Annotated in this window: 23 protein-coding genes and 2 riboswitches; of the genes, 13 read left to right on the top strand and 10 right to left on the bottom strand. The window is 42.9% G+C overall.

Going from position 1 to position 20,048, the window contains the following annotated elements:
- Positions 1 to 75: 75 nt before the first annotated feature.
- On the bottom strand, positions 76 to 2,844 hold the full coding sequence (locus tag J7I80_RS01410) for an efflux RND transporter permease subunit (protein ID WP_214735641.1): 2,769 nt from the start codon (positions 2,842 to 2,844) through the stop codon (positions 76 to 78).
- Between the two features lie 332 nt (positions 2,845 to 3,176).
- Here J7I80_RS01410 and J7I80_RS01405 point away from each other — a divergent pair, with 332 nt between their 5' ends.
- Positions 3,177 to 3,923 carry a 2-phosphosulfolactate phosphatase gene (locus tag J7I80_RS01405; protein WP_214735640.1) on the top strand — a complete coding sequence of 249 codons (747 nt, stop codon included), beginning with the start codon at positions 3,177 to 3,179 and terminating at the stop codon, positions 3,921 to 3,923.
- 39 nt (positions 3,924 to 3,962) lie between these two features.
- Here J7I80_RS01405 and J7I80_RS01400 read toward each other — a convergent pair whose 3' ends face one another.
- Together J7I80_RS01400 and J7I80_RS01395 are read right to left on the bottom strand one after the other, a co-directional pair.
- Positions 3,963 to 5,381 carry a glycoside hydrolase family 18 protein gene (locus J7I80_RS01400; protein WP_214735639.1) on the bottom strand — a complete coding sequence of 473 codons (1,419 nt, stop codon included), beginning with the start codon at positions 5,379 to 5,381 and terminating at the stop codon, positions 3,963 to 3,965.
- A gap of 220 nt (positions 5,382 to 5,601) precedes the next feature.
- Positions 5,602 to 6,087, bottom strand: coding sequence for a QueT transporter family protein (locus J7I80_RS01395; RefSeq protein ID WP_214735638.1), 486 nt, complete (start codon positions 6,085 to 6,087; stop codon positions 5,602 to 5,604).
- A gap of 6 nt (positions 6,088 to 6,093) precedes the next feature.
- Positions 6,094 to 6,138, bottom strand: a riboswitch (PreQ1 riboswitch).
- Positions 6,139 to 6,318: 180 nt separating this feature from the next.
- Between J7I80_RS01395 and J7I80_RS01390 the strand changes: the two genes are divergently transcribed.
- From J7I80_RS01390 to J7I80_RS01355, 8 genes are all read left to right on the top strand, one after another.
- Entirely contained in the window at positions 6,319 to 7,164 is an 846-nt protein-coding gene (locus tag J7I80_RS01390) for a pirin family protein (RefSeq protein ID WP_214735637.1), read from the top strand.
- A 67-nt stretch (positions 7,165 to 7,231) separates the two neighbouring features.
- Positions 7,232 to 7,315: riboswitch (cyclic di-GMP riboswitch) on the top strand.
- Positions 7,316 to 7,405: 90 nt separating this feature from the next.
- Positions 7,406 to 8,620: a DUF5667 domain-containing protein gene (locus J7I80_RS01385; protein WP_214735636.1), complete on the top strand. Its 1,215-nt coding sequence runs from the start codon at positions 7,406 to 7,408 to the stop codon at positions 8,618 to 8,620.
- 400 nt (positions 8,621 to 9,020) lie between these two features.
- Positions 9,021 to 9,146, top strand: coding sequence for an FbpB family small basic protein (locus tag J7I80_RS01380; RefSeq protein WP_214735635.1), 126 nt, complete (start codon positions 9,021 to 9,023; stop codon positions 9,144 to 9,146).
- 20 nt (positions 9,147 to 9,166) lie between these two features.
- The gene (locus J7I80_RS01375; RefSeq protein ID WP_214735634.1) at positions 9,167 to 9,565 is read left to right on the top strand and encodes a sporulation protein; all 399 of its coding nucleotides are present in this window, start codon (positions 9,167 to 9,169) and stop codon (positions 9,563 to 9,565) included.
- Between the two features lie 52 nt (positions 9,566 to 9,617).
- Positions 9,618 to 10,232 (top strand): protein kinase family protein, encoded by a 615-nt coding sequence (locus J7I80_RS01370; RefSeq protein ID WP_214735633.1) that lies wholly within the window; start codon positions 9,618 to 9,620, stop codon positions 10,230 to 10,232.
- 289 nt (positions 10,233 to 10,521) lie between these two features.
- Positions 10,522 to 11,370: an STAS domain-containing protein gene (locus J7I80_RS01365; RefSeq protein ID WP_214735632.1), complete on the top strand. Its 849-nt coding sequence runs from the start codon at positions 10,522 to 10,524 to the stop codon at positions 11,368 to 11,370.
- Positions 11,371 to 11,482: 112 nt separating this feature from the next.
- Positions 11,483 to 11,935, top strand: a complete 453-nt coding sequence (locus tag J7I80_RS01360) for a GNAT family N-acetyltransferase (RefSeq protein ID WP_214735631.1) — start codon at positions 11,483 to 11,485, stop codon at positions 11,933 to 11,935.
- Between the two features lie 154 nt (positions 11,936 to 12,089).
- Complete coding sequence (locus J7I80_RS01355; protein WP_353050075.1) at positions 12,090 to 12,749, top strand: DsbA family oxidoreductase; 660 nt, start codon at positions 12,090 to 12,092, stop codon at positions 12,747 to 12,749.
- A 25-nt stretch (positions 12,750 to 12,774) separates the two neighbouring features.
- On the opposite strand, the gene J7I80_RS01350 is transcribed toward J7I80_RS01355, so the two are convergent.
- From J7I80_RS01350 to J7I80_RS01340, 3 genes are all read right to left on the bottom strand, one after another.
- The gene (locus J7I80_RS01350; RefSeq protein ID WP_214735629.1) at positions 12,775 to 13,401 is read right to left on the bottom strand and encodes a nitroreductase family protein; all 627 of its coding nucleotides are present in this window, start codon (positions 13,399 to 13,401) and stop codon (positions 12,775 to 12,777) included.
- A gap of 165 nt (positions 13,402 to 13,566) precedes the next feature.
- Positions 13,567 to 14,289, bottom strand: coding sequence for a DUF3784 domain-containing protein (locus tag J7I80_RS01345; RefSeq protein WP_214735628.1), 723 nt, complete (start codon positions 14,287 to 14,289; stop codon positions 13,567 to 13,569).
- A gap of 194 nt (positions 14,290 to 14,483) precedes the next feature.
- Entirely contained in the window at positions 14,484 to 15,692 is a 1,209-nt protein-coding gene (locus J7I80_RS01340; protein WP_214735627.1) for an MFS transporter, read from the bottom strand.
- 287 nt (positions 15,693 to 15,979) lie between these two features.
- Between J7I80_RS01340 and J7I80_RS01335 the strand changes: the two genes are divergently transcribed.
- The 4 genes from J7I80_RS01335 to J7I80_RS01325 all read left to right on the top strand — a co-directional run bounded on the left by J7I80_RS01335 (position 15,980) and on the right by J7I80_RS01325 (position 17,759).
- Complete coding sequence (locus tag J7I80_RS01335) at positions 15,980 to 16,609, top strand: cell wall hydrolase (RefSeq protein WP_483297679.1); 630 nt, start codon at positions 15,980 to 15,982, stop codon at positions 16,607 to 16,609.
- A gap of 177 nt (positions 16,610 to 16,786) precedes the next feature.
- The gene (locus tag J7I80_RS01330; RefSeq protein WP_214735626.1) at positions 16,787 to 17,080 is read left to right on the top strand and encodes a hypothetical protein; all 294 of its coding nucleotides are present in this window, start codon (positions 16,787 to 16,789) and stop codon (positions 17,078 to 17,080) included.
- 11 nt (positions 17,081 to 17,091) lie between these two features.
- Positions 17,092 to 17,220, top strand: coding sequence for a hypothetical protein (locus J7I80_RS23425; protein WP_285289107.1), 129 nt, complete (start codon positions 17,092 to 17,094; stop codon positions 17,218 to 17,220).
- Positions 17,221 to 17,240: 20 nt separating this feature from the next.
- Positions 17,241 to 17,759: a GNAT family N-acetyltransferase gene (locus tag J7I80_RS01325; RefSeq protein ID WP_214735625.1), complete on the top strand. Its 519-nt coding sequence runs from the start codon at positions 17,241 to 17,243 to the stop codon at positions 17,757 to 17,759.
- Between the two features lie 49 nt (positions 17,760 to 17,808).
- Here the strand turns inward: J7I80_RS01325 and J7I80_RS01320 are convergent, their stop codons facing one another.
- The 4 genes from J7I80_RS01320 to J7I80_RS01305 all read right to left on the bottom strand — a co-directional run bounded on the left by J7I80_RS01320 (position 17,809) and on the right by J7I80_RS01305 (position 20,024).
- Positions 17,809 to 18,099, bottom strand: coding sequence for a hypothetical protein (locus J7I80_RS01320; RefSeq protein WP_214735624.1), 291 nt, complete (start codon positions 18,097 to 18,099; stop codon positions 17,809 to 17,811).
- A gap of 5 nt (positions 18,100 to 18,104) precedes the next feature.
- Positions 18,105 to 18,488: an SHOCT-like domain-containing protein gene (locus tag J7I80_RS01315; RefSeq protein WP_214735623.1), complete on the bottom strand. Its 384-nt coding sequence runs from the start codon at positions 18,486 to 18,488 to the stop codon at positions 18,105 to 18,107.
- A gap of 11 nt (positions 18,489 to 18,499) precedes the next feature.
- Entirely contained in the window at positions 18,500 to 18,865 is a 366-nt protein-coding gene (locus tag J7I80_RS01310) for a DUF2089 domain-containing protein (protein ID WP_214735622.1), read from the bottom strand.
- A 331-nt stretch (positions 18,866 to 19,196) separates the two neighbouring features.
- Positions 19,197 to 20,024: a glycerophosphodiester phosphodiesterase gene (locus J7I80_RS01305; RefSeq protein WP_214735621.1), complete on the bottom strand. Its 828-nt coding sequence runs from the start codon at positions 20,022 to 20,024 to the stop codon at positions 19,197 to 19,199.
- Positions 20,025 to 20,048 lie beyond the last annotated feature (24 nt).

Here is a 20,048-nt window from a genome sequence, read left to right as displayed (position 1 = left end):
ATCATTGCCGGACTGAGCTTTGCAACACTGATCACCTTGCTGTTGATCCCGGCCGTTTACCGTATCTTCACAAGATCAGGCAATTACCAGGCACCATCCTCCGGTAGCTAATGCCAGTGGCAGCATGCCGCCGACTGTTGTCAGTGTTGTCATCAAAATTGGGCGAATACGGTTTTTGCCTGCTTCGACAAGTGCTTCCTGGACGGTATAGCCTTCGTTTCGCAACTGATTCGTGCGGTCGATCAATAAAATCGCGTTATTTAAAACAATCCCGATCAGCATGATGATGCCCATTCCGGACATGATGCTTAATTCCTGCTGTGTCAGGAATAATCCAAGAATGACGCCGACGATGGTCATTGGAATGACCGACATTACAATCAGCGGGTGGCCCAGGTGGTTGAACTGGACGGCCATGACCAGGTAGACAAGGAAGATGGAAATCGCCAGGATCAGAACCATATCCTGAACCATTTCCTGCTGCTGCTCAAGATCTCCTGCAGGTGCGATGCTGTAGCCTTCTGGTACATCATATTTGTCCATCAGCTTTTGGACTTCACGGTTGATAGTGCCAAGGTCTTTACCTTCAATATCTGCCGAAATCGAGATATATCGTTCGCCATCCTTGTGCGAGATTTCGTTTGGATTTTCGACACTCTCCAGTGAGATGAACTCAGAGAGCTTTTTCTCACCTGAAGGAGTTGGGACTTTCAGGTCAAGCAAAGCGGATTTGGTTGTCATCTCTTCATCCCACTTCACGTTTAACGGAACGTTTTCCTGATTGATTTTTAGTTCACCCACAGGCATCTGTAAAAAGGCCTGTTCGATGAATTGTTTGATTTGCGGCTGGGACAATCCCGCTTTTTCAATTTCAGACTCATTCAGTTGGACGACTTGTTCAACAGATGTCCTTTCAATTGAATTTTCGACCGCAACAATTCCTTCAATAGACTTTAGCTCTTCAATAAATCCATCAGCGATTGTGTTGAGTTCGTCAAAGCTTTCACCTGAGATATTGATTTGAACAGGGGACCCGCCGCCTCCAGACATGGCTGCTAGCATGTTTCCATTATCCATTACATAGTTTGATTCAACATCTTTAATTCCGTCTAATGCTTTATTCATTTCGGTTACGATTTCCTGTTTTTCTTCCAGGCTGAGCCCCGGTTCGACGGTCACCAAAAGTTCAGCATAACGGTTCATCATGTCCGGCATGATGGTCATTGGAATCTTTGTCACCAGCATCAGGGATCCAATGAGCATCAGGAAGAACAGGCCGATGACAGCAAAGCTGTGGCGCTTTTTCTTGATGGTCCAGGAAATCATATTGCTGTACCCTCGTACAAGCCGGCTTTCCTTGCTGTTCTTTTCTTTCTTTTTCAGCTTCAGGAACTTCTCGGATAAAGAAGGAATCAGAGTGAAAGAAACAATTACAGAGCTAATGAGAGTGATGGCGACGACAACGGAAAGGATGATCATGAAAGATCCCATCTCACCGCCAAGCAGGCCGATTGGTGCGAAAACGGCAATTGTCGTCAGCATCGAAGCCAGAACGGCTGTGGCTACTTCCTGGGTTCCTTTAATGACTGCCTCAAGACTCTTTAAACCTTGCTCCTTCTTCCGGTAAATGGATTCGAGAATAACGATGGATGAATCGACCATCATTCCGATTCCAAGTCCGAGACCGATCAGGGTCAGCATATTGAAGCTGTAACCAAAAACCCACATAGAAGCAAAAGTGAGCAGCACCGATGTTGGAATCGATAGTCCGACGATTAATGTAGCGCGGATATTTCTTAAGAACAGCATCAGGATGGCAACGGCAATAGCAGCACCAATCAGGATATTGCTCGTCACTCCATCAATTGAATCCTTGACATAATCCGCCTGGGCGACCATTTCATTTAATTCGACGCCGCTGACCAAGCCTTCCTCGCGAATTTGTTTGATTTCTTCACGCACAGCTTCCTCCATCTCGATTTGAGTGGCATCGGCTACTCTGCCTACCTGGACAAAAATGAAATCCTTGGAGCCATTTTTCCAGACGAATGAGGAACTTGCCAGTGGCTGTAGTTTTACGTCCGCAATCTGTGATAATTTAATATAACCGTTCGCTGCCGGGATTTGCAGGTTTTTAACATTCTCAACCGATTCTAGCTGTGTATTCCATCGAAGGGAAGGAGAGTTTGTTTCGTTGCTCAGTTGGCCTAATGTTGCTTCATTGTTTGCCTGCTGGATTGCCCCTATCACCTGTGCTGCATCCAGCCCATTATTAAAAAGTTCGTCACGCTTTAGTTCAACTGTCACTTCTTTTTCAACGGTGCCTGACAGCGAGACATCATGTACTTCAGGGAGAGCTTCCAGTCTCGGTTCCAGGATGTTCTTAGCGAAGGCGGTCATCTTCTCCATGTCAGTGCCAGAAACATCCATGAAAAAGTCGTAAGCCTGGCTAGTGCCAAATTGTCCGGTCATCACGTCTTTGACACCGCTTATATCGGAGGTAGTGGAATTCACCACTGACTCGACTTCCTTGAATACTTCCTCACCGCGCCCCCGTTCAATCGTCAGCTGCATGGAACTTTTCCCGATATTGCTGCTGGAAAGCACTTCCTCTACACCTTCAATTCCGAGGATCTTTTTTTCAAGCGGAGCAGTGATGGATCTTTCGACTTCAATCGCTGGCATCTCCCCAGCATAGATTTCTACATAAGCACCATCCATTTTAATCGATGGAAAGAGCTCCTTATCCAGCTTTAAAACTGAAAAGCTGCCAATCAATAAAACTAATACAACCATTAAACTGACTAAAATCTTTCTTTGAACAATAAACCTTAATAAACTCATAAAATCCTCCCAATATTATCGTGAAATAGGAATGTAAAAATTTTCTATTTTATGCACCCAAAGACAGAGCATACACACTTTTATAGGAAAATATAACTATAATTTTGTAAATTTATAATTACACTTCCTTAAAAATACCTGATTAAGTATGCGGAGCCGAGTGAAAAATAGATTTTTTTTAAGTTCCTTTTAGATACTTCCATTTTATCCCTTGATGTAGAGTCCCATAATGAGCCAGAGACAGATTTTAATATAGGGCTGAAGGCTGAGAAGAAATAGGCTGCAAAAAGGAGAATAAATAACGTCCATAGAAAAATAAGAGGTGAGTTCAAATGTTCAGTCAGTCTCCTTATGAATGCAAACTGGAATGGGGAAGGCGCGGGGTGAGAGATGCAGCGGAGCGTGGAGACATAATCATCATTGTTGATGTACTTAGCTTTTCGTCCACCATTGTCGCTGCATTGAGTGCAGGAGCAATAATTTTTCCCTATCCACCAAATCTCGACGGGAAAAAATACGCAAGCAGCATTGGGGCAAAGTATATACTTGGCAGGGCAGAAGCAACAAGGACGGGTTTTCCCACCTTATCGCCGGTTACATTTAATGAGGAGCATCGGAACGAGCGTTATGTTTTAACTTCTCTTAATGGTGCATATTGTTCGTGGACTGCTTCCAGGGTGCCGGCGTTATTGATTGGGTCATTTCTCAATGCTTCAGCAGCTGTTCTAGCCGATAAGCTGCAGCAGGAAACAGGGGCAGATATTACAGTCGTACCTTGCGGGGAAATGTGGAATGATGCTCGTGAAAATGAAGATCGGCTCAGGCCGTCGATTGAGGATTATTTAGGAGCCGGTGCAATCCTTGCAGAACTTGGCGGCAGGAAATCCCCGGAAGCTGAGGTATGCTCAGGAGCTTATAAAAGTTCGGAATCTCGATTAAAGGGATTGGTTTGGGATTCAGGCAGCGGACGTGAATTGCGCGAGAGAGGTTTTGAGGAAGATGTCTACTATTGCAGTCAATTAAATCTTACGGACATCGTGCCCGTTTTAAAAAAAGGAAGGTTTATCATATATAAATAGAAAGTGCCTGGCTTGAAGCCGGGCACTTTCAAACAGAACCTATGTTAATTTTTTTATATTAAAGTTATCCTCCAGCAATGCCCAGTTTTGCGGGAATGGATAGCCGAGTACCCAGTAGCTGACACCGCGAAGGTTGTACTGTTTGATCAGGTCAAACTTTGCCTGGGCACTTCGGGCGTCTTCGAACCATACTTCGTGTTGCCGGCCCTGTTCATCGGTATAGCGGAAATATGGTGAGGCGGCCACTGTGTCATACTGGATCGCAGCTCCATATTTGATGGCGCGGCTGACTGCTTCCTGCGGACTGTATGTTTCAGCTTCCTGGCCCTGAACATGCGGGATGACCCAGTCCCTGGCATATAGCTGAAAGCCCATTAGAATCTTATTCCTTGGAATCGCAGTAACCGCATAATCAAGCACTCTGCGAATTTCATTCAAAGGTGAAACAGCCTGAGGTGAACCATAGCGGTATCCCCATTCATAGGTCATTAATACAACGAAATCTGCTATCCTGCCGTGTGCGGGATAATCATGCGCTTCATACAATAATCCTTTCTGGTCTGCCCTGACTTTCGGTGCAAGGGAAGTTGAAACGAAATAGCCTTCTTTATGAAGAGCATCAACAGCTTCCTGAAGAAATGTGTTATAAAGCTCTCGGTCGGCAGGAAGGACATTTTCAAAGTCAATGTTAAGGCCGCGATAACCTTTTTCCCGCATGACGGAAAGGATATTGTTAAGGAGGGTGCCGCGATTTGCTTCACTGGACAGTACTTCATGGGCAATATTTTCTCCCGCTTCTGTGGCTGTAAAGTTAGTGATCGACATCATTGGCAATGCGCCTTGTGCCAGGCCTGTCTGGATGGCTTCGGTATCATCTTTCATATAAAGGACAAGCGATCCCTCAGGCTGGATAACATAAGCGAACGGAGCGATATAGGTCATCAGATCGGCAACTTCGCCGACTAGCTCAATGGCCTTTTCGTCGGAATGGTAGGTGAAGGCATTGGATTCAATCGTTGGTTTAGGTTTTGGAATGACGAGGATCGTCCCTGGATACAGCAGATTCGGATTTTGGATTTGATTGGCCTTGATGATTGCCTGTACGGTTACACCATAACGCTGGGATATTTGCCATAGGGTTTCGCCGCGTTGAATGGTGTGGCGGGCTGCGGGTATGCGGAGAACGGTTCCAGGGTAGATCAGAGCAGGGTTGGTTATGGCGTTGGCCCGGATGATGGCATCTACGGTCGTTCCGTAACGCTGGGCAATTGACCACAATGCCTCACCATATTGAACGGAATGGAAAGCATCATAAGATGGAATGAGCAATGCCTGGCCCACGGCCAATTGGTTTGGATTTTCCAGGCCATTTATTTCGCTGATTTGTGTTACGCTGACCTGATATCTGCTTGAAATCTGCCACAGAGCTTCCCCTCTTTGCACAACATGAATGATCATAATGAACCCCCTCAGGAAAAAGTCCTACAATATGCTATGAGCAAAAAAGGCATTATATGTTGAGGGAGGAACGTTTATTAATCTCTTCATTAGATTTTGATAAATAACAGCCAGGTTCGGACAAATCGCGGTTTAAGCTTAGATCGATATCTGCAGAGGGACTCCAACTTTGAGGCATAACAAAACGCATGGACACCTTGTCCATGCGTTTTCATCTATCTTAAACTAATTTTTCAAGGTTGACGCGCTTGTGAATCGCAAGCATGACAGGAATACCTGCAGCCATTACAGTAAATTCACCTGCTGCCGTTGTCAGCCATGTGAACCAGAATGGAAATTGGAATGCTAGATTCAGTTCAATCGCAATCAGGAACATTGTGAATGTGAAGACCAGTGTGTTCACAATCATGCGGCCGATGATATTTTTAATATATTTGGCTGTGAAAATCGTGATTAGCAAGGATATTACAGACTGGCCCACTCCAAAGACGAGGTCATATGCGATCATTGGCGAGAAGAGCAGGTTTGTTAAAAATACACCCAATACAATTCCGAAAAAATATTTCTTATTGAAAACGATCAAGTGGTTGAACATTTCCGACACTCTGAACTGCACATTGGTGAAGCCAAATGGCTGGATTACGGCAGAAACGGCAATGTATAAAGCAGCCAGAATCCCGTTCCGGACAATCGTTCTAGTATTCATTTATCATCTCTCCTAGTTTTTTTACGTGGGATGGTTACGAACCACGTTATTTAAAAGCCAATTTAATATTATATAGGATAAAAGACCTTCTCACAATATAATTTTCTTAGAATAATAGATGACCAACAATGAATACCTCAGTTTAAAGTATCTTTATTTTAAAATAAATCTAAGGATTGTTATAATTTAATGATAGTTACTTAAGCTCGTTAGATTATGGGGGTTATGAAAATGTTCAAAAGAGATGTCAAGAAACATTGGACAGTTCAATATGAGGAAAGAGGGATGCCGCATGTCCAGGCAGGACTTGTGCTGAATCCTCAAAACTGGAGGGAATTGGACCCCTTCATTTTAATGGCGGAGGACTGGTTTAAGCGCGGGACTTTTTCCGATCACCCGCATCGAGGCTTCCAGACCATCACGTATATCATTGATGGCAGGCTGGAGCACATTGACAACCATGGCGGCCACAGCATCCTGGAGTCTGGGGACATCCAGTACATGAACGCTGGCAGCGGTGCGCGGCATGCTGAAGAGGCAGTGGACAATGACATAGCGCATACACTGCAGCTCTGGCTGAACCTTCCTAAGGATTTAAAAGGGACAACCACTTCTTACCAAAACGTTTATTCCGAACACGCTCCTTTAGTCCAGTTCGAAGGCGGTACTTTAATGGTGTACTCAGGGGAAACTGCAGGAGTGAAAGGGCCCCTCCAACCATTGGTACCTTTTACCCTATCAGAAATTCAGCTTGCCGAGGGAGCGGAGTTCGCATACGAATTGCCTGAAGGACATAATGCGTTCCTTTATGTGCTGTCAGGTGACATCCAAGCAGGCTCAAGCCAAACAAACCTCAAAAAGTCTTCCGCAGCGACACTGACTTTCAAAGAGGAAGGCGAGGGTACAAGCGAACTAATGCTCAAAGCGAACCAGCGCTCAAGGGTGCTGGTGTACTCCGGTAAGCCAATCAAAGAGGAAGTGGTTGCCTACGGACCATTCGTGATGAATTCGATGGAGGAGATCCGCCAGGCTTACCGTGATTATCAGGAAGGGAAATTCGGCGAGGCGGCTGAATAACCTAAACTTTTTAAAACTTTCTATTTATTTTTCTCTGTCGAAAAAGTAAGATAAAGGTAGAATTAAAATCCGATAATGGCAAACCCAGGGAAATCTGGGGACGCAAAACTACAGGGGCTAAAGTCATCGACCATGCCAGCCAGTTGCCGAAGATTCACATAGCTTATGTATGTGCTGCTCTTCGGACAGCACTTTTTTTGTCGATTTTAATTCCAATATGGTAAAAAGTGGAGGTATTGGAATGAAGAAGATTTTAGCATCAACAATTTTAACAGGAATGCTGGCTTTTGGAACAGGAGTCTCTGCTGATGAGATAGTCGAAACGGTAGATCCGGGTACGACTCCTGACGAGTTTTTATTTACGTTTGATCAATTGTTTGAGGAATTGAAGCTTCTTGTAACCTTCGATGATGAACAAGAAGCCCAGCTTTTGCTTGAATTCGCAAACGAGAGATTGGCTGAAGCCACAGCGATGTCAGCTGAAGAAAAAGCAGAATTCGTTCAAGCAGCCTTTGAGGAATACTTAGCGGCACTTGAGGAAGCGCAAGAGAAGGTAACAGAAGTCATTGTAGAAGATAAGGCTGATGCTGAAGGGGAAGAACATTTGACTGAAGAGCTGGAAGAAGTATCTGAAGTTAAAGATGAGTTGACTGAAGAACTTGAGGATGAACTGAAGGAAGAGGTTGAAGAAGCAACAGAACAAGCAAAAATCGTTGCTAATGTAGTGAGAGATTTGGATCAGGAAATGGTAACCCAGCTGCGTGAACAGGAGTTGGGATATGGCCAAATCGCCCAAATCTTCTGGCTGGCAGAAGCAGCTGGTAAAACAGTAGAGGAAATCACTGCTTTATATACAGAAGAAAAAATCGGATTCGGCCAGGCAGCCAAGCAGTTAGGTGTCCACCCTTCGGAGATGAAAGGTCTCGCATCAGGCAAAAAACAGGAATCTGAAGAAGAAAAAGATGAAGATACACAAACTGATGAAAACACCGATGCGTCCGAAGAAGAGAGCAGCACAGAAGACGCCGAACAGCAAGTGGAGGAAACTGAAGCTGTAATTGAAAATGAAAGTGATGAGACAGCCACTGAAAATTCCACTGTCGAGCAGGTAAGTGTTGCTTCAGCACAAAGTATTGCAAAAGCTGAAAAGAAGTCTGAAGAGAAGCAAGCTATAGCATCGAAAAAAGCCGAAGAAAAACAACCAGAGAAAGAAAAGAAAGCAGAATCCAAGCAAAAAGAGGCAGCCGAAAAAGCTGAAGAGCAACAAAAGGAAACTGCCGAAAAAGCTGAAGAGCAACAAAAAGAAGCTGCTAAAAAAGCTGAAGAAAAAAAGCGTGAAGAAGCCAAGAAAAATAAAGAAAAACAAGAAGATGAAGCCAACGAAGATGATGATGAGCAGGACGATGACGGTGATGAAAAGGGAAACAAGGAAAAAGGCAAAAATAACGGTAAGTAAAAGTTAAATGCTAGAAATCACCTGCCAGTTTGATTCCAATCAATTGACGGAATGCGCACTGTCATGTATCATAATTGTATACATTTGAATAGTTTCTCCTAAAGGGGAGTAGCTTTCACAACAGAGTCGTCATTACGGAGAATCACTCCCGGCTTTGTTGGCAACGATAGTTGTTAGCAAGACCTTTGCCATATTTGGTGAAGGTCTTTATTTGTTTTCAGACCTTCACCTGAGCGGGTGAAGGTCTTTTTATGGGTAACCATATAAGATCAGGAAAAAGGGTTTTCCACAAGCATGTGCAAGAGCAAGGAATGTAGAAACATTTTATAAATCTTCTATAGATATAAAGAGGCATTTTCCTAACGATAAACATAAATTTAAGTATTGGAGTGTGGATGTTGTGAAGAAATTAAAGACTAGTTTTAATGAGCTAGTCAAAAAGAACAAGGAAGAATTGTTAGCAGACCAAAAGCGGATCGAGATAATTGAGAAGCGGCTTGATGACAAATACACCAATCCAAAATAGTTAATAGACGGAGGAACAGGATGTTATTAAGGAAGTATATGTCTTTGATGGGAGTGGGCTCCGCCCAGATTGACCTGATTTTGGAGAAGGATGTTTTAATCCCTGGGGAGTCAGTGAATGGAAAATTCTTGATCAAGGGCGGAACGGTTGACCAGGACCTGCAGTTGATTGAGTGTGCTCTTGTCATGGTTAACCTGAAGTCGGAAGCTGAAAAAATACTGGATACTGTAACAATTGATGTGCCGTTAAGGATCCAGCCGAATGGGGATGATGATGTGCCGTTCACCTTCCTGCTGCCAGATGATGTTCCTCCTTCAAATAAGGATATTTCTTATCATTTTAAAACCAAGCTTGTTTTTAAGCAGGGAACAGAAAGCTGGGATGAAGATATGATCAAGGTGGTAAAAGGGAATCAGTGAGTATGAAAAAACCTTTTTCACCTTTTAGGGAAATAGAGAAGGGAGCAATAGAATGAATCAATATGGACACTTGGCAAACAGTGTTGTTTATTCAATCCGAGGATCAAAAACAGCTTTAGTTCATAAAGATTCATCACTAAAGCTGGTTGGAGAAGGGAGAAGTGCTTTCGCTTTCAGAATCAAAGGAACGGATCTTGTTTTAAAGGTTTTTTTTCCGCAGTTTGAGAAGGTTGCAGCAGAAGAAGCGGGGATTTATAAGGAGCTTGCTGGAAATCCATTTTTCCCTGCTCTTCATGAATCGGGAAGTAATTATCTGGTAATGGATTATGTCCGGGGGATGACACTCTATCAATGCTTGGTAAATGGCATGCCGATTGCCGCGGGCCACATTGAGGAAGTCGATCAAGCCCTTAAGCTTGCAAGAGAGAAGGGATTGAACCCATCCGACATACATTTACGGAACATTATCATCACTCCAGATGATGAAGTCAAGCTTATAGATGTGGCTCGATTCAGGCAGACAAAGCGATGTTCTCAGTGGGAGGACTTAAAAAAGGCCTTTTATAAATTTTACAGGCATGACCGCTTTCCAAAAAAAATGCCAGAACCTGCTATGAATATAATTGCTTTTATTTATAAAAAAGGACTGCTGCCATCTATTAATTAATGCATGGCTGCAGTTCTCTTTTAATTTTTGACAAGCAGATGACTTGAAAAAGTTTATGGAAGCAAGCCGTTTTGGGAAACAGCTTACATAATTCCTGACGGAGTGCGGGAGAAGGCGAAAAAAGCTGGCTTACTCGTCCAGCAAAACAAAATCGGGGATGTCCCATAAGTCCAAAAACTTGTCCTGCATTCTGAACCTGCGTTATGATTGTTTATAACAGTGCATTTTGGAGATAAATCGTAGAAGCATATATATATCAAATTGTCATTGAACACATGGAGGAATCTAAATGACCACAGAACTGCAAGCATTAGGAGAAGCAATTGTCAGCAGGAAGCATGAAATCGCTAAGGCTGTTCACGAAGATAGGTATTCTGAAGCAGTTTTAACGGAAGCACAGAAATATGACCTTGGAAAAATTGAACAGCAGATTCTTGAGATCCGAGCAAACTTCATTGAAATTTTCGGCCAGGCATTGATTGAACATGAAGACCAGGAGAAGGTTTTTGGGGAAATTACAAACTGGGGAAAAGAAACCGGAGAGTATATCTACAAACTCGGTGCATCACTAGATGAAGCACTAAAAGATACAAGCTATTACCGAGAGCATATCTGGAAAGCAATCAAAGAAGAAGCGAAGGATATGTCCGCTTCTGCCATCTTTGGTGTATTAGATATAATTGATCCATTAATGGACCATGCTATATACAGCTTCAGCCTTACGTTTGTCGACGCGCACCAAAAAAGCCTTGAAAATGCGAAAACAGCATTGCTGGAACTGTCAGTGCCAGTCGTTCCATTGATGCCTGGAGTCGGTGTATTGCCACTTGTCGGGAACGTTGATACTGAAAGGGCCCAGCTATTGATGGAAGAAACTTTGGAACAGGCTGTAAAACTCAAGCTTACTCACCTCATCTTTGATGTATCAGGGGTAATGATTGTCGATACGATGGTTGCTGACCAGCTGTTCAAGGTCATTAACGCCCTGTCACTAGTTGGGGTAAAGACAATCATGACTGGCATCCGTCCAGAGGTTGCTCATACAATGGTAACCCTTGGTCTCAATCTTGAGGGCATTATGGTAAAATCAAATCTTCATCAGGCATTCAAGGAGATCCAGACTCTGCCAAATGCATAGATTTGAAAAAGCTGCTCAGGCAGCTTTTTTTTACGGTCAGAATTAAGAGGATTTATCTTTCAAAAAGAGAATTTAAAAGGATGACTTTCTTATTAATACTGGAGGCAAAACTATGGCTGAGCTGATTTTACGTACTGTTGAAAAAAGAGATATTCAAGATCTATACCATCTAATGACTCAATACATTGTCGAATTTTACAAGAAACCCAAGCCTGATGAAGCTGAACTGATTCATTTAATTCAACATGTAATGGAACATCCCGACTCAGGTTTGCAGTTTGTGGCTGAAAAAGAGGGGAAGCTTTTGGGGTTTGCCACACTATATTTTACATTTAGTACCCTGCAGGTAAAAAGGGCAGCCATTCTGAATGACTTATTCGTTGCAGACGACGCAAGAGGGCAGAAAGTAGGCGAGCAGCTATTTGAAAAATGCCTCTCTTATATCAGGGAGAATGAGTTTGCCTATATGACATGGGAAACGGCAAAGGATAATTTTGTTGCCCAAAGCCTTTACAATAAAATGGGTGGAAGACAATCAGACTGGATGGTTTATGAAATAGATTAGATTTCTACTGTCTGCATCGGTAAGCTGCACGCCGCGAGTCGAATCTCGTGTATTTTGCAAGGTTAACACCTATACTATAGTGTGAAATAACCAACTGGAGGGATCCAACATGCAAATTGAAATGTGGACTGACTTTGCTTGACCGTTCTGCTATATTGGCAAAAGGCGTCTGGATGACGCTATTAAACAGATTGACCACCCGATTGAAGTGACGTATCGATGCTTTGAACTTGATCCGAACATGAAACGGGATATCGATTATAATATGTATGAAGCTCTTTCAAAAAAATATGGGATGAGCATTGCCCAGGCGAAAGCAAGCACGCAAAACATGGTGCAGATGGCGAAGGAATCCGGCCTGGAATATAATATCGACACACTCATCTTGACCAATACATTTGATGCTCACCGTTTGACGATGTTTGCGAAAAAGCATGGGCTGATGGCAGAGATGACCGAAAGAATATTGCGAGCTTATTTTACCGATTCTAAGCACATTGGGAATCATGGAACATTGACAGAATTGGCTGTTGAAGTGGGGCTGGACCGTGAAGCAGTAGAGAAAATGCTTGCCAGCGATGAAATGGCCGAGGAAGTCCGTGCAGATGAAAGTACTGGCCAGCAGTACGGCATCACAGGTGTACCATTCTTCCTGATCAATAAAAAGTATGCGATTACCGGTGCACAGCCGACTGATGTGATTGTCCAGTCACTGAAGAAAGTCATTGCCGAAAATGAAATCACCGTCTTGAGCGGTGATGACGGAATGATTTGTGATGACGATGGGTGTGAAATTCCTAATAAAAAGAACTAGTCCTGGGACTAGTTCTTTTTTGTCTTTATATAAACTCCACGATTTCCTCTACCGATATGCGGGTTGTAGGATGTCCTGGCACAGCAGCCTTTCCGATAGGCAGGAGAAGGACTGGCATATAGCGCTCATCAATGTTGAATTTTTCGATGAATTGCTGCTTGTTGAACCCGCCCATTGGAACAGTATCATAACCCCGGGCTCTGGCAATCAGCATGATCTGCATGGAAATAAGGCCAGCATCAAAAGACGCGATGTTCTCCCTCATACCGATGGGTGCTGCAGGGTATAATTTATTGGTATTCTCAATCATTCTGTTCATTGTTGTTTCGTCCATATATCCAGCTTCAAATGAACTTCGGTATACTTTTTCGCCATTACGGTACATTTCTCTGTCAGCTAGGACAGCAATAACGGCAGAAGAAGTTTCGACCTGCTCCTGATTATTGGCAACCATTCTCAGTTCTGTTTTTGTTTCCTCGTCCTGGATGACGAGGAACTTCCATGGCTGAAGATTGCTTGAAGATGGTGCAAGGGCAGCTTCTTTTAAAATATCTAAAATCTCTTCCCGTGAAATCTTGAACTCAGGATTATATTTTCTGACAGAACGCCGTTCACTTATGACACTGGACAGGCTTGTCTCAGATGTATTCATTATAAATTCCTCCAAAGTGTAGTTACTTTTAGTAAGCAGTATTTAGGTTACTATTAGTAAGTGATGAAGTCAAACAGAATGACCGGAATCTGTCATTCCAATAACTGACTAGGGGAATTTGAGGGGGAGTCACAAATTAAGGGTGCCCGTTTTCACGGGACACCCTCACTTAGTCTTTTCAGACAGTAATTCATACCATTCTACCGTTTCTTTCGAACTCTTGCTATTGATAAATATCTTGTCATGATCCGTTTCTATAAATAAATAAGGCTGCGAATCTTTGTGGATAAAGAGCAGGCTGCTCCCGTAATCCATTACTTTGAAATGGCCCTTTGCCAACGTTGCAAGTCCGAACCCATTTTCTTTCCATGTGACTTCGGGCATTTCCTCTAGAAGATCCACATGACGAATTTCTGCGTATTCCCATTCTTCACCGTACATGCCTGTGATTTCAAATGAATCATCATATACCTTAAGTTCAAAGTCCTGATACCCTAAAAAGTAAAGGCTTACCACAAACCCAATCGTTCCAATAGCGAGAAGGCTGCTGAAGATATAGCTTCGCTTTCGCTTCTCCCTGACTTCATATTTGGACAGGTAAACCAGACCGCCGAGTAAGAATAACATCATGAAGCCAAACTGGACTTCCAGCGAATATGGAAAAGAGGTGAAACTTAATGGGAGCAAAATGGCGATTCCCGCTGCCGTGGCGAGCATCAGCTTCCCGACCCTTTGTGGATAGCCATTCATGATTAATTGCTGTTGCTCCTCCTTCGGTTTGCCATTGAAATTGGATATCAGCCAGTACCACTCCTTTTTCACAATCGCCCAGCCGAAGAACAGGAACAGAAGGACCATAAAAAGCTGGATCCCAATAAATAAAGTCATCAAAAACACCCCCAGAATAATTCCTTTCCTTATAATACGGATTGCCTGGAATACAAGTTTCACATACGGACAAAAATTAGGTAATGGAGATGAAAAGTGTCCGTCATTAAATTAATAAGCAGCAACACCTATTTACCAACTCACTTAATGCCAAAGATAAAAGCTGCCAGTTTCAACGGGCAGCTTTTACAGTTTTACGAGCTTACGCTTTGCTCGGTTTCCGCGGAGGCTCTTAGATTGCGTGACCTCATGAAAAAGATCGTGGTCATCGCGATCGACAATGCACCGAACATGACACTCATATTCTGGAGGCCGACTGCGTCTAGCAGGAATCCGGTCATTAACAGGACAACCTGGAAGAAGACGCGGTCCATCATATTCCGGAACGAGAAGAAACGGCCATGAAAGTCTTTTGGCACTCTTGTCTGGAAGATGGTAGCAGCTGTCGGGAAGAAGCAGCCTACAGAAAAGCCGAACAACAGGAACGCAATGATCGTCAGGACTGGCTGGTTGGCGAAATAGAGCATCAGCTGGGAGAAGCCGATCAGCATTGAGCTGGCAAACAGAATTTTATATGGTGAAAACATATAACTTATTTTTTTGATCAAAAATGCACCGCTCATGAAGGCGAGACCTTCTGCGGTATAAATCCACCCTTTGATGGCAGTACTGTCCTGAAGTTCACTGATATTGATGACGACCAGGTTGAAACCTCCCAGGAAAATGAGCGGAATCAGGGTTAAAATCAAGGTCATCATCACAATCGGCAGCTTGACGATGACAGGAAAAACGTCTTTAAAGCCTTGTTTTTGTCCGCCTATTTTATCGGAAGTGGTTTTCTTGTTTTCATCAATCTGCAAAAACCAGGTCAGTCCGAACAGGACGATGTAGGCAGCCATCGAAAGGAGATACACAGCGTCTAAAGGAATGGCCACAAGCAAAATTCCTGCAGCGGCAGTCCCGATTATACGGGATAAGGTTGATACATTCATATGGACTCCATTCAGCTGCAATAAGTCCTTATCACTAACAACAAGCGGGATTGCAGCCTGGAGTGCCGGAAAGTAGAAAGCGGCAGAAATTTGCAATAACACGAGGAACACAAGCATCCACCATACTGAACTGGTTTGAAGGGCAATCAGCATGAAAACGACACTTATTATTCGTACGAAGCCTGATATCAGCATGACCGTCTTTTTGCTGTATTGGTCGGTCAACCTTCCTGCTAGTGGTCCAACAGCAATGCCGGCCAGTAATCCCGCAGCCAGCAGAAGCGATTTTAAAAAGTCAGAAGGAATTTGTTCCTGCATAAACTCAAGATTTCCTATGATTCCAAGCCATAATCCTAACCCGGCAATAAACTCGCCGGTCAATAAAATCCAGACATTCTTATTTTTCCACATACTGATAGTGCCTCTCGGTTTCTAATGGATTTTTTTATATGTTCAATTATCTGATATTAGTGAAACTTCGTAAAGCTAAATATTTTTAATAATGTATTCTCATAACGTTAACTTGATGAAAAAAGATACGGGACTGAGAAGTTTATACCATTTAAAATAACTATTTCCATTCTTTTGTACGAGTTTTCCTTTCGTAAAACAGGGAAATGTAAAGGGATATGAAAAAGGAGGTGCTTTTGCTCAGACCGCTGGAAATATTCATACATACAAGTTAAATAGAAGTGGGAGTGGGAAATTTGAAAAAGTACATAAAGAGGATGGCAGCAGCAGGATTAATTGTTGCTATACTTTCTTTTGGGCAGACAGAAGCTCAGGCAGCAAGCGTTGGAATGGGGTCAGTTGGGTCAGATGTTACATATGTGCAGTCTATTTTGAAAAAGCTAGGGTACTTTAATACGGCGACAACTGGCTATTATGGGCCAATCACTACTGAAGCAGTGAAGCAGCTTCAAAGGGACTTTGGCCTCGAACCGATTGGAGGGGTTGGTCCGAAGACGGCCAGTCTGATTCAGGAGATTGAGACGATGGCTCATGTGGTATATGGGGAATCCCGGGGTGAGAATTACCAGGGACAAGTTGCAGTGGCTGCGGTGATTTTGAACAGAGTAGAATCTAATGATTTTCCTGATAGCGTCCATGATGTCGTTTTTCAAAGGAATGCTTTTACAGCGGTAAATGATGGCCAGTACAATCTTCAGCCGAATGATACAGCTTATCATGCAGTAAAGGACGCAATGCTCGGATGGGATCCTTCCCATGGCTCCGTTTATTACTACAATCCAAAGCATGCGACTGATCAATGGATTTTTACAAGGACAGTGACCAAACAAATAGGCAATCACCACTTTGCGTATTAAAGAGTACTACCTGCACCGGTTTCTTAGAAACCGGTGCTTTTTATGCATTTCGCGGTAAAAAAAGGAACAAACTATCTTTTAAACTAGGCACTTTTCACAACAGATGCCTTATAGCCCGAATTTGGGAAAAGATGCTTATAAATGATGTGTCAAGCCTATAAAAAAGGAGTGTAAAGTTTGAATATAGATATAGACCAGCTTGCTGCTAGCCTGCCTGATTTCAGCACTCATGAGGAAGCAAGCGAATGGTTCACTAACAGGTTTGGAGGCCAATTTATCCAAAAAGAAGAAGATATTTCTGAAGGAAAGCGAGTGTACTTTTACCACATAGTAAAAAATCGTGTTGCTTATGATCAGTATATGGCATCGTTGATGGATGATGGGAAGATAAAGTTTAACAGCATGGAACCTTTTGAAAGCTATTCGACAGTCGAAATCAGCGAGGACGGCGATGTGAGTATTTCAATTTAGGAGGAATTAGGATGGAAAAAAAGGACAATCATTTCAAGTTAAGTTATGAATCCGACGGGAAAATGGATAAGAAGAAAAACAAGGAGAAGAAGAAGAACAAGAGTGCAAACTTTTTTAACATAACGCCAGACAGTGAATAATGGCAGCGAAGGAGTGCAAAATGGCAGAAGAACGGATTGAAAGGGCTGCAGAAAATGATTTGCCTGTCATCGGCGGCATGTTTGCGGAATGCAAAGAGTACCTTGAATCGAGAGGCATTCTGCAATGGGATGAGCAATATCCCAACCATGAATATTTCGAAAATGCGATGCAGGGTGAAGAGTTGTTCGTATTGAAAAAAGGAGAAGGCACAATAGGCGTGATGGTCCTCGATGAGTGGCAAGCTCCAGAATGGGAGAATGCAAATTGGTCAGGAACAAAAGGTAAGCCATTGATTCTCCATTCGTTTTGTATCGATCCCTCTGCCCAGGGGGGAGGGTATGGCAGCAAGATGCTGCAGTTTGCCGAGGACTTTGCGAATGATCACGGCTATGGTGCACTTCGGCTGGATACGTATTCCGGAAACGAAGGTGCGGTCCGCTTTTATGAAAAAAGGGGCTATAAAATTACCGGAAAAGTAATGATGAATGGAAAGCCTGAAGGACATGAGTTATATGTTTGTTTTGAGAAATTGTTCTAAAAAGATAAAACCCTGTCTTCAAAAGAAATGGAGTCAGGGTTTCTTCTTTTTATAGTTTTACCATGACTTCAGTACCATCATGAAGCCTCACATCGACCAGTATAATTCCTTTATGATTGCCCAGTTCACGGATGACTTCCTTCATCAGCTGCTTGTTTAGTATAGTATCGAAAACTGCGGCGGGAACCTGTTTATGTTCAGAATCCTGATTCGCCCATTTGTGCATCTGGTTTTTGAATTTTTCAGATGCAAGTATGGAACTGGCAGCTTTTAAGACTGTGTAAGGAACAGGGAGGGAGAATGCGATCTTGTTAGAAGTTTTTATTTTTATTTTCATCATGTGTTTTACTCAATGACGACTTTAACTGTATCGCCGTTTGCTGATTGGATGTCAACGATGTTGCCGTCCAGCTCATTTTCAATTGCATCGATCAGCATGTTGATATCGAGATCCTTGACGTATTGCTGGGATTGAGGGATGCTTGCAGCGATGCTGTGTCCAGCTTTCAGAAGGGCTTTTACGAGCTTGATAGGCACATTGACGTTTACATTGTCATTTTCCTTGGATACAACACGGATTTTTAGTGTTTTATCTAAGTATTTACTTTGTTTTGTAGGTAAGGCATAGGTTTCTTTATCCTTGAGCACGGCAATCAGCTGGGCACCTTTTTCGGAATCGATTTTTCCTTCTTGTACCATCGTTAAAATCCTTGAAATTTCTTCACTCATCAATATTCCTCCTATTCACCTTTTAAAAGTTTAATTGCATCTTCTGGAGATATTTCCCCCTTCTCCAGCATCGCTATGATTTTCTTCTCATCCAGCTCATTTTTCTTTTGAGTGTCATATCCAAGGGCAGTGATAATATCGTTAAGCTTTCCCCGGACAGTCGGGTAGGAAATTCCAAGCTCTTTTTCCACTTCTTTAATATTTCCGCGGGAAACAAGGAAGATTTCGACGAAATGGAGCTGTTCCTTTGTTAAAGAAGCAAGTTTTGAAAGTTCAAATTCATTTTCAATGGTTGTATCACAATGATTGCATTTCAGCTTTGTGATTTTAAGGGTTTGGCTGCAAACAGGGCAATTTGTTAGTACAGGATATGCCATGACTGCCTCCTTTCAGTGTTATTAAATATATAATATACATCGTAATTAAAAATGTAAATATTAAATAAAAAAATAATTAATTAATTTAATTTAATTATTAAATATTTAAAAATAAATTAAAAACCTGTCCAAATCAGAACAGGTTTTTTAGTGGTTAATTAATTTAAAAAGTATTGAGATGTGGATAACTCTATTAAGTTTTCATAATCCAACTCCAGCGCCTAGCCCATCAAGTCGCTTCGGTCCGCCCAATGAAGTCAAAGAACGAATTCACCGGTCGGCCCTCCAGCGCTTGTCGGGGCAGAACGAGGCGCTTGCGCTTTTTGTTCCTTTAATTGCGCGGATCGACATAATCTGGGTAATCTGTAATAATGCCATCCACCTTCATATCAATCAGGAATTGGGCTGCTTCAGGGCTTCGGACTGTCCAGGATTGGATTTCCATTCCAAGGCTGTGAACTTTATCGACAAGTTCCTTTGAAACCAGTCCATAACTTGGGTTGAACAAGTCAGCGTACTTGGCGAATTCCTGAAGGGCGGCATCCGTTGTATGGAGACTTGAATAGGTTAAGACACCAATCGGTACTTTTGGCAGCAATGCATCTATCTTTTTCATGGAGTCAAAGTTAAAAGATTGGATAATAATCTTGTCATTTTGCGGCTTATCCAGGTTTCTTTCCTTTAATTCCTGCGCTACTTCTTCTTCGATTCCAGGGTAGAGCTGGGGTGCTTTCAATTCAATTAATATGCCAATTTTTCCGTGATAGCGGTCGAGTATTTCTTCGAAGGTAGGAATCTTTTCACCTGCAAATTGCTCCCCTTTGAAGCTCCCGGCATCAAGGGTGCGCAGTTCTTCCAGTGTCAGCTCACCAACTTTGCCAGTGCCATCTGTTGTCCGATCTACAGTAGTGTCATGAATGATTACGAGTTTGCCATCCTTGCTGCGCTGAACATCGATTTCAATGTAGTCAGCCTTCATTTCCAGTCCCTTATCAAATGCGGCGATTGTGTTTTCTGGTGCATAACCTGCAGCCCCGCGGTGGGCGACAGTATCGAACTGCCTCAATTCACCAGTAGTAGGTTCAGCAGCAAAGACCTGCTGGAAAGGACTAAGCATGACGGTTAAGGCAACTCCGGTTCCGATTAATGTTTTTTTCATTTCTCCATCTCCTCTGCATAATGT

The sequence above is a fragment of the Bacillus sp. ISL-41 genome, assembly GCF_018613235.1.
Taxonomy (GTDB): Bacteria; Bacillota; Bacilli; order Bacillales; family Cytobacillaceae; genus Mesobacillus.
Note: the sequence above shows the minus strand (reverse complement) of the source record. Positions and strands in the feature narration are given on the sequence as shown.